Annotated in this window: 14 protein-coding genes; all 14 read right to left on the reverse strand. The window is 66.0% G+C overall.

The genetic code is table 11. The features are described 5' to 3' along the window. Window positions 1–107 precede the first annotated feature (107 nt). Window positions 108–368 (reverse strand): DUF1467 family protein, encoded by a 261-nt coding sequence (locus EIK80_RS18840; protein WP_125158548.1) that lies wholly within the window; start codon window positions 366–368, stop codon window positions 108–110. Between the two features lies 1 nt (window position 369). Continuing rightward, on the reverse strand, window positions 370–786 hold the full coding sequence (mce, locus tag EIK80_RS18845; RefSeq protein ID WP_125158549.1) for a methylmalonyl-CoA epimerase: 417 nt from the start codon (window positions 784–786) through the stop codon (window positions 370–372). 10 nt (window positions 787–796) lie between these two features. Further along, the gene (locus EIK80_RS18850) at window positions 797–2,041 is read right to left on the reverse strand and encodes a radical SAM/SPASM domain-containing protein (protein WP_125158550.1); all 1,245 of its coding nucleotides are present in this window, start codon (window positions 2,039–2,041) and stop codon (window positions 797–799) included. Then, window positions 2,038–3,717 carry a ribonuclease J gene (locus EIK80_RS18855; RefSeq protein ID WP_125158551.1) on the reverse strand — a complete coding sequence of 560 codons (1,680 nt, stop codon included), beginning with the start codon at window positions 3,715–3,717 and terminating at the stop codon, window positions 2,038–2,040. Before EIK80_RS18855 ends, EIK80_RS18850 begins: the two co-directional genes overlap by 4 nt. Then, window positions 3,717–4,502 carry a type III pantothenate kinase gene (locus EIK80_RS18860; RefSeq protein ID WP_125158552.1) on the reverse strand — a complete coding sequence of 262 codons (786 nt, stop codon included), beginning with the start codon at window positions 4,500–4,502 and terminating at the stop codon, window positions 3,717–3,719. Before EIK80_RS18860 ends, EIK80_RS18855 begins: the two co-directional genes overlap by 1 nt. Further along, complete coding sequence (locus EIK80_RS18865; protein ID WP_125158606.1) at window positions 4,499–5,254, reverse strand: biotin--[acetyl-CoA-carboxylase] ligase; 756 nt, start codon at window positions 5,252–5,254, stop codon at window positions 4,499–4,501. Before EIK80_RS18865 ends, EIK80_RS18860 begins: the two co-directional genes overlap by 4 nt. Window position 5,255: 1 nt before the next feature. After that, window positions 5,256–6,701 (reverse strand): NADH-quinone oxidoreductase subunit NuoN, encoded by a 1,446-nt coding sequence (nuoN, locus tag EIK80_RS18870; RefSeq protein ID WP_125158553.1) that lies wholly within the window; start codon window positions 6,699–6,701, stop codon window positions 5,256–5,258. Between the two features lie 7 nt (window positions 6,702–6,708). After that, a complete protein-coding gene (locus EIK80_RS18875) occupies window positions 6,709–8,211 on the reverse strand; it encodes an NADH-quinone oxidoreductase subunit M (protein ID WP_199743540.1) in 1,503 nt (500 codons plus the stop codon). Next, the gene (gene nuoL / locus EIK80_RS18880) at window positions 8,208–10,277 is read right to left on the reverse strand and encodes an NADH-quinone oxidoreductase subunit L (protein WP_125158555.1); all 2,070 of its coding nucleotides are present in this window, start codon (window positions 10,275–10,277) and stop codon (window positions 8,208–8,210) included. The genes EIK80_RS18875 and nuoL overlap by 4 nt, the downstream gene beginning before the upstream one ends. Before the next feature lie 8 nt (window positions 10,278–10,285). Then, on the reverse strand, window positions 10,286–10,591 hold the full coding sequence (gene nuoK, locus EIK80_RS18885) for an NADH-quinone oxidoreductase subunit NuoK (protein ID WP_099577602.1): 306 nt from the start codon (window positions 10,589–10,591) through the stop codon (window positions 10,286–10,288). Beyond that, window positions 10,588–11,205: an NADH-quinone oxidoreductase subunit J gene (locus EIK80_RS18890; protein ID WP_125158556.1), complete on the reverse strand. Its 618-nt coding sequence runs from the start codon at window positions 11,203–11,205 to the stop codon at window positions 10,588–10,590. Before EIK80_RS18890 ends, nuoK begins: the two co-directional genes overlap by 4 nt. A gap of 82 nt (window positions 11,206–11,287) precedes the next feature. Continuing rightward, window positions 11,288–11,779: an NADH-quinone oxidoreductase subunit NuoI gene (gene nuoI, locus EIK80_RS18895; RefSeq protein WP_125158557.1), complete on the reverse strand. Its 492-nt coding sequence runs from the start codon at window positions 11,777–11,779 to the stop codon at window positions 11,288–11,290. A gap of 72 nt (window positions 11,780–11,851) precedes the next feature. Beyond that, window positions 11,852–12,091 carry a hypothetical protein gene (locus tag EIK80_RS18900; protein ID WP_125158558.1) on the reverse strand — a complete coding sequence of 80 codons (240 nt, stop codon included), beginning with the start codon at window positions 12,089–12,091 and terminating at the stop codon, window positions 11,852–11,854. Further along, window positions 12,091–13,149 (reverse strand): NADH-quinone oxidoreductase subunit NuoH, encoded by a 1,059-nt coding sequence (nuoH, locus tag EIK80_RS18905; protein WP_233586884.1) that lies wholly within the window; start codon window positions 13,147–13,149, stop codon window positions 12,091–12,093. The genes EIK80_RS18900 and nuoH overlap by 1 nt, the downstream gene beginning before the upstream one ends.

Consider the following 13,149-nt stretch of genomic DNA (forward strand, 5'->3'; position numbering starts at 1 on the left):
GCGACGGAAGCGCTCACAATGAGAGCGTTCGCCCAAGGCTTGGGCGTTCGAGGGCAGATTGCTCACCTCACGCCCAAGGCTTGTGCATTCGCACGTCAGCCTCGGCCCTACTTCCAGTCGGGCAGGTCCGGCAAGGTGATCAGGTTGAAGTGAATGGTGAGGAAGAACAGCACGAAGATGACGGCCGAGACCCAGGTCGTGGTGATGAACTTGCGCTTCAGGTTCGGATTGATCGGCGCGCCCGGATCGCCGCCGCCCGGCGGCTTGACGCCAGCCTCGTGGTAGCTGCGCGAGCCCAGCGGCAGAACGGCGAACAGCACGGTCCACCAGATGGTCAGGTAGATCGCGAACCAGGTGATCGGGCTCATATCAGTGAGCGTCCTTCGGGCTTTCCATGAGTTCGACCAGCAGGCCGCCCATGTCCTTGGGGTGGACGAAGATGATCAGCGTGCCGTGGGCGCCGATGCGGGGCTCGCCCAGCACGGTCGCGCCCTTGGCCACCAGATCGTCGCGCGCGTCGTAGATGTTCTCGACCTCGAAGCAGATGTGGTGTTGGCCGCCCTTGGGATTCTTGGCCAGGAAGCCATGGATCGGCGAGTTCTCGCCATAGGGCTCGATCAGTTCGATCTGGCTGTTGGGCAGGTTGACGAAGCAGACCCAGACCCCCTGCTCCGGCATCGCCCACTTCTCGGTCACCGAGGTCGCGCCCAGGAGGTCGCGGTACATCTTCACCGAGTCGTCGATCGAGGGCGTCGCGACGCCGACGTGGTTCAGCTTTCCGATCATGGTCATTCTCCTAGCCGCCGAAGGTACCAATCGGATCGCTGAAAGCCGAGTGCAGATCGTTCAATTGGCTGATGGGCATATAGAAGCTGCAGCCCTTGCAGGGCTCGGGGACACCGCAGCCCTGCCAGTCCCAGAGCGCCTTGACCCTCTCGGAGCCCAGCAGTTCGGCCAAGCTGGCCTCGCGAATATCGCCCAGCATCAGGGCGGTCTTGCCATCGAAGTCGGCGCAGCCGCAGAACGACACCTTGCCGCTCGACAGCACCTGCAGGCTGATCAGCGGCAGGGCGCACTGCTCGGTGTTGCGCTGCGGCGGCATCCACTCGGCGTCCAGCGGTAACGGCTTGGACGTGTCGAACACCGTCCAGTTGGCGTAGGTCCGCGTGCCCGGCAGCGACAGCTGGTTGGCTTCGACGCCGGCGCGCTGGGCGACATCGGCCAGCCAGGCGTCGATCTCGTCGGCCGTTCGCTCGCGCAGATGCCGCGCCCCAAGCCCCACCTTGGCGACGCCGAAGATGCGGATCAGCCGGCCCAGCGAGTCCATGAACTGGTCGTACTGGTCCTTGCGCGTCATCAGCGCGAACTCTTCGGCGTCCAGGCCGTAGACAGACACGGTGATCCGGTCGAAATAGCCGGCCAGCTCGGCCAGTTCTTCGTCCGTATAGAGATAGGCCATGGTGGCGTTGGTGATCGCCGAGACGCGACTGATCGCCGGCGTGGCGCGCAGCAGCTCCAGGCGGTCCAGAAGCTGCTTGTCCAACAGCACCTCGCCGACCATCGGCGTCAGGGTGACGGGACCGCCCCCGAGGGCCGCGTAATCGGCCACGACCTTGGCGAAGACCGCCATGTCCATGCCCTGCTTCTTGCGGGTCTGGATCGAGTACGGGCAGATCACGCAGTCGTTGTTGCAGATATTGACCGTCTCGATGCTGATCGCCAGCGGGCGAAAACGGCCCCGGTGGGTGAAGTACGAGATCCGCTCCGGGCGGTAGATAGCCGGGAACTTGGCGATCGGATGCCCCGAGACCCGCTCGCGATATTCCGGCGAGCCGACGATCTCGGCCTTGATGTCCTCGATCGTCGCGCCACGCTCCATCCAGGCCACACAGGCGGCCAGGGCGTCGGGATCCGGCTCGCGCTTGAGCAGCTCCCGATAGAGGTGGCGGACGATCTGGCCCGCGTAGCCGGTCTCGCCGGCGCCCGAGGTCGGCGAGGCCGACGTCTGGGGCTCGGCGGAACGGCTACGGCGGAAGATCACAGGCGCAGGACCGTGGTTTCCACGACCGGCTTGCGTTCCCAGATGCGGAACGCGGCCTTCTTCACGGCGCGGGAGATGGCGCTTTCGATCGCTTCGTCCAGCTCGCGGGTGTCGCCCGTCAGCTTCTTGTAGGCGGTCTCGGCTTCCTCGGCGAGATCGTCCAGCGCGTCGTCGAGGCTGTACTCCTCGTCGCCGGTCAGGCCGATGCCGCGGACCTGCGGGCCCGAGACGATCTTGTTGCGGCCGTCCAGCACGATCGACACGGCCAGCATGCCGTTGAACGCCGCGTGACGCCGCTCGCGCAGGGCGTCGCCGTTCTCGGGCGTGACGACGCCGCCGTCGACATAGAGGCGCCCGGCCGGCACCTCGTCGATGATCTCCGGATGGCCCGGCGCCAGGCGCACCATGTCGCCGTTACGCGGCGAGATGGCGTGCGGAACCTGAAGGTCCTTGGCGAAGGCGGCATGCTCGATCAGGTGACGGCGCTCGCCGTGGGTCGGCACCGCGATCGTGGGACGCACCCACGCATACATCTGGCGCAGCTCTTCGCGGCACGGGTGACCCGAGACGTGGATGCCGGGCGTGTCGCGCTCGGTGTGCAGACGCACGCCGCGGTCGGCCAGCTTGTTCTGCAGGTTGCGGATCGGGATCTCGTTGCCCGGGATGACCCGCGACGAGAAGATCACGTGGTCGCCCTGCCCCAGCTTGACGTGCGGGTGGCTGCCGTCGGCGATGCGCGACAGCGCCGCGCGGGCCTCGCCTTGGCTGCCCGTGCAGAGGAACAGCACCTCGCTCTCGGGCAGGTGCTTGGCCTGGTCGTCGTTGATGAAGGGCTCGAGGCCCTGCAGCAGACCCACCGAGCGGGCGGCGGCGGCCATGCGGTGCATCGACCGGCCGGCCAGGCTGACCTTGCGGCCGCAGGCCTGGGCGGCGCGGATCACGGTGTCCATGCGCGCCACGTTCGAGGCGAAGCAAGCCACGGCGATCTTGCCAGACAGACTCTTGATCAGGTTGCCCAGCGCCACACGGACACCCGCTTCCGAACCCGCCTCGCCCTCGACGAAGACGTTGGTGCTGTCGCAGACCATGGCCAGCACGCCTTCGTCGCCCAGGCGGCGCAGGGCGGCGTCATCGGTCGGCGCGCCCAACTGGGGCTCGGGATCGATCTTCCAGTCGCCAGTGTGCAGGATCGTGCCCAGCGGCGTCTTGATCGCCAGGCCGTTCGGCTCGGGGATCGAGTGCGTCAGGGTGATCAGCTCAAGGTCAAACGGACCCAGCTTGAAGCGGCCGCCCAGCGGCACCTCGGTGATCGGCACGTCATCCAGGATGCCCGCGTCCCGCAGCTTCTCGCGCAGCAGGAAGGCGGTGAACGGCGTGGCGTAGACCGGCGCCTTCAGGCGCGGCCACAGCCAGTGCACCGCGCCCAGGTGGTCTTCGTGGGCGTGGGTCAGGACGATGCCGATGATGTCCTTGGCATAGGGCTCGATATAGGACGGATCGGGCAGGATGATCTCGACGCCAGGCGTCGTCTGGTCGCCGAAGGTCACGCCCAGGTCGACGACGATCCACTTGCGATCGTGCGCCGGGCCGAAGCCGTACAGGTTGAAGTTCATGCCGATCTCGTTCGACCCGCCTAGCGGCAGGAAGACGAGCTCGTCGCTCTTGGATTTTTTCATCAGGTCTCGGAAATGGTGTTTCGACGATAGATTTCGAGAAGACCCCGTATCGTCAGGTCGGGGTCGAAGTGGTCGATGCTGTCGGTGGCGCCCTCGAACAACGAGGCGACGCCGCCGGTGGCGATAACGGTCATGGGCTCGCCGCGCTCGGCCTTGATGCGCGAGACGAGCCCTTCGATCAGAGAGATATACCCCCAGAAGACGCCCGATTGCATGGCCGACACCGTATCGGTGCCCACGATCCTGTTACCGGCCGGCCGCTGAATGGCGATCCGGGGCAGCTTGGCCGCCGCCTCGTGCAAGGCCTGCATCGAAAGATTGATGCCCGGCGAGATGATTCCGCCCTCGAACGCGCCGTCCGCGGCCACGATGTCGAAGGTGGTAGCCGTACCGCTGTCGATCACGATCAACGGGCCCGGATAGACCATGTGCGCGCCGATGGCGTTGACCAGACGGTCGGCGCCGGCCTCGGAGGGCTTCTCGATGCGGACATCGATGCCCAGCCGGGCGTTCTCACCGATCACCAGCGGCTCGACGTTGAGATAGCGCCGGGACAGGTTGCGCAGGTTGAAGATCGACTGGGGCACGACGCTGGAGATGATCACCGCGTCGATGGCCCGGAAGCCGATGCCCTGCATCGACAGCAGCTGCGAGAGCCAGACCACGTACTCGTCGGCGGTGCGGGTGCTCTCGGTCGCCGCGCGCCACTGAGCTAACCACGACGCACCGTCGTGAATGGCGAACATGGTGTTGGTGTTGCCCTGTTCAATGGCGAGAAGCATCACGCGCCTCCGAAGAACACATCGCCGGCGGTGATCCGGCGGATCCTGCCGTCATCCAGACGAAGCCGCAGAGCCCCGTCGCCGTCCAGCCCCTCGGCGATCCCTTCGACCGTCTCGGTTCCCAAGCGCGCGACGCAAGGCTCGCCCAGGCCGTGGGCGCGGGCCGTCCAGGCGTCGGCGATCGCCGGAAAGCCCAGCGAGGTCCAGATACGGAACCAGCGCTCGAAGGCCTCGGCCAGGGCCTGGGCGGCCTCGGCGGCGCCCGGCGGCGGTACGTCACGATGGGTGGCGATCGCGGTGGCGGGACGCTCGCTGTCGATCGGCTTGCGGGCGAGGTTGACCCCGACGCCGACGGCCAGCCACAGCCCGCCCTGGGGCGAGGCGCCGGACTCGATCAGGATGCCGCTGACTTTCAGCCCGCCCAGCAGCGGGTCGTTGGGCCATTTCAGGCTGACCAGCGAGGCGGGCACATAGCAGGCCAGCATATCGGCCACGGCCAGGGCGGCGACGAACGAGACTTGGGCGGCCTCGGCGGGCGGCTTGTCAGTGCGCAGCAGCAGGGTGGCGGCGAGGTTGCGCTCGCCCGTTTCCCAGGCCCGACCGCGACGCCCACGGCCGGCGGTCTGGCGGAGGCCGACCAGCCACACCGGGCCGACCTCACCCGCCTCGGCCCGGCGACGGGCTTCGGCGTTGGTGGAGTCAATCTCGTCGAGAACGACGATGGGTGGGACGACGACGGGCGAAACGCCCGTCACGTCACGCGTGACCAAAGGCCGCCGCGGCGGCCTTGGCGGCGGGATCCAGCCAGACCAGGGCCACGAGCACGATCGGGAACGAGAAGAGCGCGGCCGCGATGCCGACGGCTTGAGCCGAAGGCGACGGCGCGTCGACCGAGCCGGCCGGTGCGTCGAACCACATCGATTTGATCAGGCGCAGATAATAGAAAGCCGCGACGACCGAACCGACCAGGCCCAGCACGGCGGCCCATTGCAGGACCACGTCGCCCGCGCCCAGGGCGGCCTTGAACACATAGTACTTTGACCAGAAGCCCGAGAAGGGCGGCAGACCCAGGGCCGACAGCGAGAACGCCGTCATGGCCAGGGCGACGCCCGGACGTTCCTTGATGAGACCGGCCATGTCCTCGATCGTCTCCATCGGCTTGCCGCCGCGGTTCAGCGCCTGCAAGCAGGCGAAGAAGCCGGTGACGTCGACCATGTAGAGCACCATGAAGACCAGCATCGCATGCAGGCCGACCTCGCCGCCCGCCGCGACGCCCAGCAGGGCGTAGCCGACATTGGCGATCGAGGAATAGGCCCACAGGCGCTTCAGATTGGTCTGGGCCAGACCCGCGAAGGCGCCGACGAAGATCGACAGCAGGGCCGCGATCACCAGGATCTGGCGCCATTGGTCGCCGGCGGCCGGGAAGGCGTCGCCCAGCACGCGGGCGAACATCATCATGGCGGCCAGCTTCGGCGCGGCGGCGAAGAAGCCGACGACCGGGGTCGGGGCGCCTTCATAGACGTCAGGGGTCCACATGTGGAACGGCGCCGCCGAGACCTTGAAGGCCAGGCCGCAGATCAGGAACACCAGGCCGAACAGCAGGCCCGTGCCGTGCGCGCCGCCGTGGGCGGCGGCCAGGGCGATCTGGCTGAAGTGGGTCGAGCCGGTGAAGCCGTAGATCAGCGAGCTGCCGTAGAGCAGCAGGCCCGACGACAGCGCGCCCAGCACGAAGTACTTCAGGCCCGCTTCCGACGACTTGGCGTCGTCGCGGCGCATGGCGGCCAGCACGTACAGGGCCAGGGACTGCAGCTCGACGCCGACATAGAGGCTGATCAGGTCGCCGGCCGAGGCCGTGACGCCCATGCCGAGGGCGGCCAGGATCACCAGGACGGCGTATTCGAACTTCTGGTCGCCGCGCTGGGCCAGCCAGCGGTCGCCTAGCACCACGGCGATGGCGCTGGAGAGATAGATGGCCACCTTGGCGTAGGTCGCCGCGGCGTCGGCCGCGTAAACGCCGCCGAAGGCGCGACCATGCGGCCCGAGGACGGCCGTGGCGGCGGCCGCGATCAGCGCCGCGACGGCGGCCAGGGTGAAGATGGCCCCGACCTTGCCCCGGAAGGCGCCGGCGACCAGCAGGACGAGCGCCGCGATCGCGAGAACGATCTCAGGCAGGACGAGCGTGAAGTGGGCGGAAAAGGTCATAGGCTCCTCACCCGCCCACGGCGGCGCGCCAGGCGCCGACGAGCGCGTCGACGGACGTCGCGGTCAGGTTGAACACGAGATTGGGATAGACGCCCAGCAGCAGGGTCATCGCGATCAGCGGCACGAACAGCACGATCTCGCGCGCGTCCAGATCGGTGATGGTCTTCAGCTCGGGATTGGTGATCTCGCCGTACATCACCCGGCGGTACAGGGTGAGGGCGTACATGGCCGACAGGATCACGCCGGTCGCCGCCACGATCGCCGTCCAGGTCGAGGCCTTGTAGACGCCGGTCATGGTCAGGATTTCACCGACGAAGCCCGAGGTGCCCGGCAGGCCGACATTGCCCATGGTGAACAGCAGGAACACGAAAGCGTAGTGCGGCATCCGGTTGGTCAGGCCGCCGTAGAAGGCGATCTCGCGGGTGTGCATGCGGTCGTAGACGACGCCGACGCAGAGGAAGAGCGCACCGGAGATCACCCCGTGGCTCAGCATCTGGAACAGGGCCCCCTGCTCGCCCGCCGCATTGCCCGAGAAGATGCCCATGGTCACGAAGCCCATGTGGGCGATCGACGAATAGGCGATCAGCTTCTTGATGTCGGTCTGACGGAAGGCGACCAGCGAGGTGTAGACGATGGCGATGGCCGACATCGCGAACACCAGCGGCTGGAACATCTCCGAGGCGTTGGGGAACATCGGCAGGCTGAAGCGCATGAAGCCGTAGCCGCCGAGCTTCAGCAGGATGCCAGCCAGGATGACCGAACCGGCCGTCGGGGCTTCCACGTGGGCGTCGGGCAGCCAGGTGTGCACCGGCCACATCGGCATCTTCACCGCGAACGAGGCGAAGAAGGCCAGCCACAGCCAGGTCTGCAGCCACGGCGCGAACTTGAAGGTCATCAGCGCCGGTATCGACGAGGTGCCGGCGATATTGATCATGGCCAGGATGGCGGCCAGCATCAGGATCGAACCCAGCAGCGTGTAGAGGAAGAACTTGTAGGCCGCGTAGATCCGACGCTTGCCGCCCCAGATGCCGATGATCAGGAACATCGGGACCAGGCTGAATTCGAAGTAGAGATAGAACAGGATCAGGTCGAGCGCGCAGAACACGCCGATCACCAGGGTCTCCAGGACCAGGAAGGCGATCAGATATTCGACGACGCGCTTCTCGACCGACTTCCAGCTGGCGATAATGCAGATCGGCAGCAGGAACGCGGTCAAGAGGACGAACAGCACCGAGATGCCGTCGACACCCATGCGATAGTGGAGGCCCGCGAACCACGCGAAGTCTTCCACGAACTGGAACCCCGGGTTCTTCGGGTCGAACTGCAGGGTCAGGACGATCGACAGGCCAAACGTGACCAGCGTGGTCACGAGCGCGATCCACTTGGCCAGGGTGTCGGTCTTTTCGCTCGCGCCGCTGAAGGCGCGCGCGGCGAGGATCACCGCGACACCGATGATCGGCGCGAAGGTCGTAAGGCTGAGAAGGCCGCTCATGAGCTCCGTCCCCCTCAACGGAAGGCGTACAGGGCGAAGGTCAGCAGGCCGGCGACGCCGAGCAGCATGACAAACGCGTAGTGATAGAGATAGCCGGTCTGCAGCTTGCCGGTGCGCCTACCCACCTCATAGGAGAGTTTGCTGACGCCGTCCGGGCCGAGGCCGTCGATGATCTTCTGGTCGCCGCCCTTCCAGAACAGGTCGCCGAGGAACTTGGCGAAGCGCACGAAGGTGGCGTCGTAGAGTTCGTCGAAGAACCACTTGTTGTAGAAGAAGACGTAAAGTGGGCCCTTGCGCTCGGCCAGCTTCAGACCCAACCGCTCGTTGCCCTTGATGAGGTAGACGTAAACCGCGACCAGCAGGCCGACGATCGAGGCGATCAGCGGGCTCCACTTCACCCACTCGGCCACTTCGTGCGCCTGGTGGAGGACATGGTTGGTCGGGGCGTTGTAGATCGCGCCGCGCCAGAACTCTTCCTGGTGGTGACCGACGAAGTAGTCGGTGAACACGAAGCCGGCGAAGATCGCGCCCAGCGACAGCACCACCAGCGGGAACAGCATTACCCACGGGCTTTCGTGCGGCTTGTGGTCGTGACCATGGCCGTGATCGTCGTGCGCGTGGTCATCATGCGCCCCGTGCGCATGAGCGTCGTGACCATGGGCGGCGTGGGCGTCACCGTGGGCGTGATGGTCGTCATGACCCCAGCGCGCCTTGCCGTTGAAGGTGAAGAAGGCCAGGCGCCACGAGTAGAACGAGGTCAGGCCCGCGACGAGCACGCCGATCACCCAGGCGAACATGGCGATGCCGTTCTGGCCGCCCGCGGCGAACGCCGCTTCGATGATGGTGTCCTTAGAATAGAAGCCGGCGAAGCCCAGGTGCAGCGGCGGCAGGCCCAGTCCGGTGATGGCGATGGTGCCGATCGTCATGGCGATGAAGGTCACCGGCAGCAGCTTGGCCAGGGCGCCGTAACGGCGCATGTCCTGCTCGTGGTGCATGCCGTGGATCACCGAGCCGGCGCCCAGGAACAGCAGCGCCTTGAAGAAGGCGTGGGTGAACAGGTGGAACATGGCCGCCTGGTAGGCGCCGACGCCGGCGGCGAAGAACATGTAGCCGAGCTGCGAACAGGTCGAATAGGCGATCACGCGCTTGATGTCGTTCTGGGTCAGACCGACCGTGGCGGCGAACAGGGCCGTGACCGCGCCGATCACCGTGACGATGTTCTTGGCCACCGGGGCGTATTCGAACATCGGCGACAGCAGGCACAGCATGTAGACGCCGGCGGTCACCATGGTCGCCGCGTGGATCAGGGCCGAGACCGGGGTCGGGCCCTCCATGGCGTCCGGCAGCCAGGTGTGCAGGAAGAACTGCGCCGACTTGCCCATCGCGCCGATGAACAGCAGGAAGCAGGCGATATCCATCAGCGGCCAGGTGTGGCCGGCGAATTCCCAGGTCTTGCCGGCGTGGCTGGCGATCATCGGGAACAGCTCGGCGAACTGGATGGTGCCGAACGCCCAGAAGGTGGTCATGATCCCGAGGGCGAAACCGAAGTCGCCAACCCGGTTGACCACGAACGCCTTGATCGCCGCGGCGCTGGCCGAGGGTTTCTTGAACCAGAAGCCGATCAGCAGGTACGAGGCCAGGCCCACGCCTTCCCAGCCGAAGAACAGCTGCATGAAGTCGGCGGCGGTGACCAGCGACAGCATGGCGAAGGTGAACAGCGACAGGTACGCGAAGAAGCGCGGCTTGCTGTCGTCCTCGGCCATGTAGCCCCAGGAATAGATGTGTACGAGGGCCGAGACCGTCGTGACCACGATCAGCATGGTCGCCGACAGGGCGTCGATGCGGATCGACCAGTCGGCCTGGAAGTCGCCGATGTGAATGAACGGCAGCAGATGGACGGTGAAGGCCTCCATGTGCCCCCAGGTCCACTGGCTGAACGTGTACCAGGACAGCGCGCAGGACAGGATCAGCGCGCCGGTGGTGACCGACTGCGAGGCCACGTCGCCGATGCGGCGGCCGAACAGGCCGGCGATGGCCGCGGCGATGATCGGCGCGAAAACGAGAATGGTGACAAGCGTCTGCATGACGTCGCTTAGCCCTTCATCATGCTGGCGTCGTCAACCGCGATGTCGCCGCGGTTTCGGAAGAAGGTGACGAGGATCGCCAGACCCACGGCCGCCTCGGCGGCGGCGACGGTCAGCACGAACATGGCGAAGATCTGCCCCGCCACATCGTGCAGGAAGGACGAGAACGCCACGAGATTGATGTTCACCGCGAGAAGGATAAGTTCGATCGACATCAGGATGACGATGACGTTCTTGCGGTTCACGAAGATGCCGAACACGCCGATCGTGAACAGGATCGCGGCGACGACGAGATAGTGCGACAGGCCGATCATTCGGAGATCCCCTCACCCGGCTTGATCTGGACCAGTTCCATGCCGGTCTTCGGCGTACGGGCGACTTGCTTGCCGATGTCCTGGCGCTTGACGCCCGGCTTGTGGCGCAGGGTCAGGACGATGGCGCCGATCATGGCGACCAGCAGCACCAGGCCGGCCAGCTGGAAGAAGAAGACGTAGTCGGTGTAGAGCACGCGACCGATCGCCTCGGTGTTGGGAACGCCGCCCGGCGAGGCGTTCGGCAGCGCGTTCCGCGACGCCGCGCCGTTGGTGGCGACCGCGGCCACGACCATCACCATCTCGGTGGCGATGACCAAGGCGATCGCCCCGCCGAACGGCAGGTACTGCACGAAGCCCTGCCGGAGCTCGGCGAAGTCCACGTCCAGCATCATGACGACGAACAGGAACAGCACCGCGACCGCGCCGACATAGACAACGACCAGCAGCATCGCCAGGAACTCCGCGCCCAGCAGGACGAAGAGGCCGGCGGCCGAGAAGAAGGCGGTGATCAGGAAGAGCACCGAGTGCACGGGATTTCGCGCCGACACGACGAGAAGACCCGCCGCGATGGTCACGAAAGCCAGCAGATAGAAAGCGATCGCCTGCAAGGGCATTGGCCCAGGGCTCCCCTGAAATCTTACGTTCGATGACGCGACGCCTTGCGGCGCAACGCCTGCTTCGGATTCGCGCCCGTCTTTAGCGGTAGGGCGCGTCCAACTCCAGATTCTTCGCGATCAGGCGCTCCCAGCGGTCGCCATTATCGAGAAGCCGTTCCTTGTCGTAGTAGAGTTCCTCGCGGGTCTCGGTCGCGAACTCGATGTTCGGGCCTTCCACGATGGCGTCCACCGGGCAGGCCTCCTGGCACAGGCCGCAGTAGATGCATTTGACCATGTCGATGTCGTAGCGGGTCGTGCGGCGGCTGCCGTCCTCGCGCGGTTCGGCCTCGATGGTGATCGCCTGAGCTGGGCAGATGGCTTCGCAGAGCTTGCACGCGATGCAGCGCTCCTCGCCTGACGGGTACCGACGCAGGGCGTGCTCGCCCCGGAAGCGCGGCGACTGCGGGCCACGCTCGTTCGGGTAGATCACCGTCTTCTTCGGCGCGAGCATGTACTTCATGGCCAGGCCGAACGCGCCGGCGAAGTCCAGAAGGGCCGCGCCCTTAGCCGCTTGAGTGATGCGCTGGAACACCAGAGCTCTCCTAAAACCTATACCGAGGAGGCGCGTTGGCCCCTCCCCGTCTCGACTTTGGGCGTGACGCCCCTATTTCGCCCCGCGCGGGATCACGCAGGTGTAGTTCGACAGCTGAGCGGGGTCGCCCCCGTCCTGCTTCGCCTGGATAACGCCGCCCGAGGCCTTGCACTTGTCGCCTTCGCGGCGGAGGTCGTCATAGCTGACCACCCCGTCGCCCAGCGAATAGGACCGATCCGTCGCCGCGACGCCCGCACAGGCCGTCAGGGTCAGGCCGGAAAGGCCTACAGCAAGAAGCGCGGCGCGACGCATCAGGCCCCCGGACCGAACACGCGCCAGGCGGCGACCGCAGCCACCAGCACCAGCGAGGTCGGCAGGAACACCTTCCAACCCAGGCGCATCAGCTGGTCGTAGCGGTAGCGCGGCACGATGGCCTTCGCCATGGCGATCATGAAGAACCAGAAGCAGATCTTGGCGTAGAACACCAAGGCCAGGAACAGATTGCCCCACCAGCCCCAGCCCTTCAGGAAGTCGGTCGGGAAGCCGGGATTCCAGCCGCCGAAGAACAGCACGCTGATCATGGCGCACATCAGGACGATGTTCGAATACTCGGCCACCATGAACAGCAGGTACGGCGTCGAGCTGTACTCGACCTGGTAACCGGCCACGAGTTCGGATTCGGCCTCCGGCAGGTCGAACGGCGGACGGTTCGTCTCGGCCAGGGCCGAAATGTAGAACATGCCCATCGAGACGACCATGATCGGCACGAGGACGATGTTCTTCAGGCCGCCGCCGAAGACGTTCCAGTTCCAGAACCAGCCCGACTGTTTCTCGACGATGGTCGACAGGTTCATCGAACCGGCCAGCAGGATCACCGTGATGATGATCAGGCCGATCGAGACTTCATACGACACCATCTGGGCCGCCGAACGCAGCGCGCCCAGGAACGGATACTTCGAGTTCGAAGCCCAGCCGCCCATGATGATGCCGTAGACGCCCAGCGAGCTCATCGCCAGCAGGTAGAGAATGCCGACATTGAGGTTGGAGACGACCCAGCCCGGCGCGAACGGCACCACGGCCCAGCCGACGAAGCCCAGGACCAGGCTGATCAGCGGCGCCAGGATGAAGATGATCTTGTCGGCGCCGGCCGGGATCACGATCTCCTTCAGCACGAACTTGAAGAAGTCGGCGAAGGACTGCAGCAGGCCGAACGGGCCCACGACATTGGGGCCCTTGCGCATCTGGACGCCGGCCCAGATCTTGCGGTCGGCCAGCAGCAGGAAGGCCAGGCTCAGCAGGACCCAGATCACGACCAGCAGGATGCCGCCAGTCGTCAGGCCAAACCAGAGAAGCGGAGAAGTCGAGCCCAC

The sequence above is a fragment of the Caulobacter sp. 602-1 genome (genome assembly GCF_003931565.1).
In the GTDB taxonomy this organism is placed as follows: domain Bacteria; phylum Pseudomonadota; class Alphaproteobacteria; order Caulobacterales; family Caulobacteraceae; genus Caulobacter.

What these genes read in the sequence shown, in the direction of transcription:
- EIK80_RS18840 (WP_125158548.1), bottom strand. Translation starts at nt 368, where the DNA reads ATGAGCCCGATCACCTGGTTCGCGATCTACCTGACCATCTGGTGGACC.
- mce (WP_125158549.1), bottom strand. Translation starts at nt 786, where the DNA reads ATGATCGGAAAGCTGAACCACGTCGGCGTCGCGACGCCCTCGATCGAC.
- EIK80_RS18855 (WP_125158551.1), bottom strand. Translation starts at nt 3,717, where the DNA reads ATGAAAAAATCCAAGAGCGACGAGCTCGTCTTCCTGCCGCTAGGCGGG.
- nuoK (WP_099577602.1), bottom strand. Translation starts at nt 10,591, where the DNA reads ATGATCGGCCTGTCGCACTATCTCGTCGTCGCCGCGATCCTGTTCACG.
- nuoL (WP_125158555.1), bottom strand. Translation starts at nt 10,277, where the DNA reads ATGCAGACGCTTGTCACCATTCTCGTTTTCGCGCCGATCATCGCCGCG.
- EIK80_RS18900 (WP_125158558.1), bottom strand. Translation starts at nt 12,091, where the DNA reads ATGCGTCGCGCCGCGCTTCTTGCTGTAGGCCTTTCCGGCCTGACCCTG.
- nuoN (WP_125158553.1), bottom strand. Translation starts at nt 6,701, where the DNA reads ATGACCTTTTCCGCCCACTTCACGCTCGTCCTGCCTGAGATCGTTCTC.
- EIK80_RS18890 (WP_125158556.1), bottom strand. Translation starts at nt 11,205, where the DNA reads ATGCCCTTGCAGGCGATCGCTTTCTATCTGCTGGCTTTCGTGACCATC.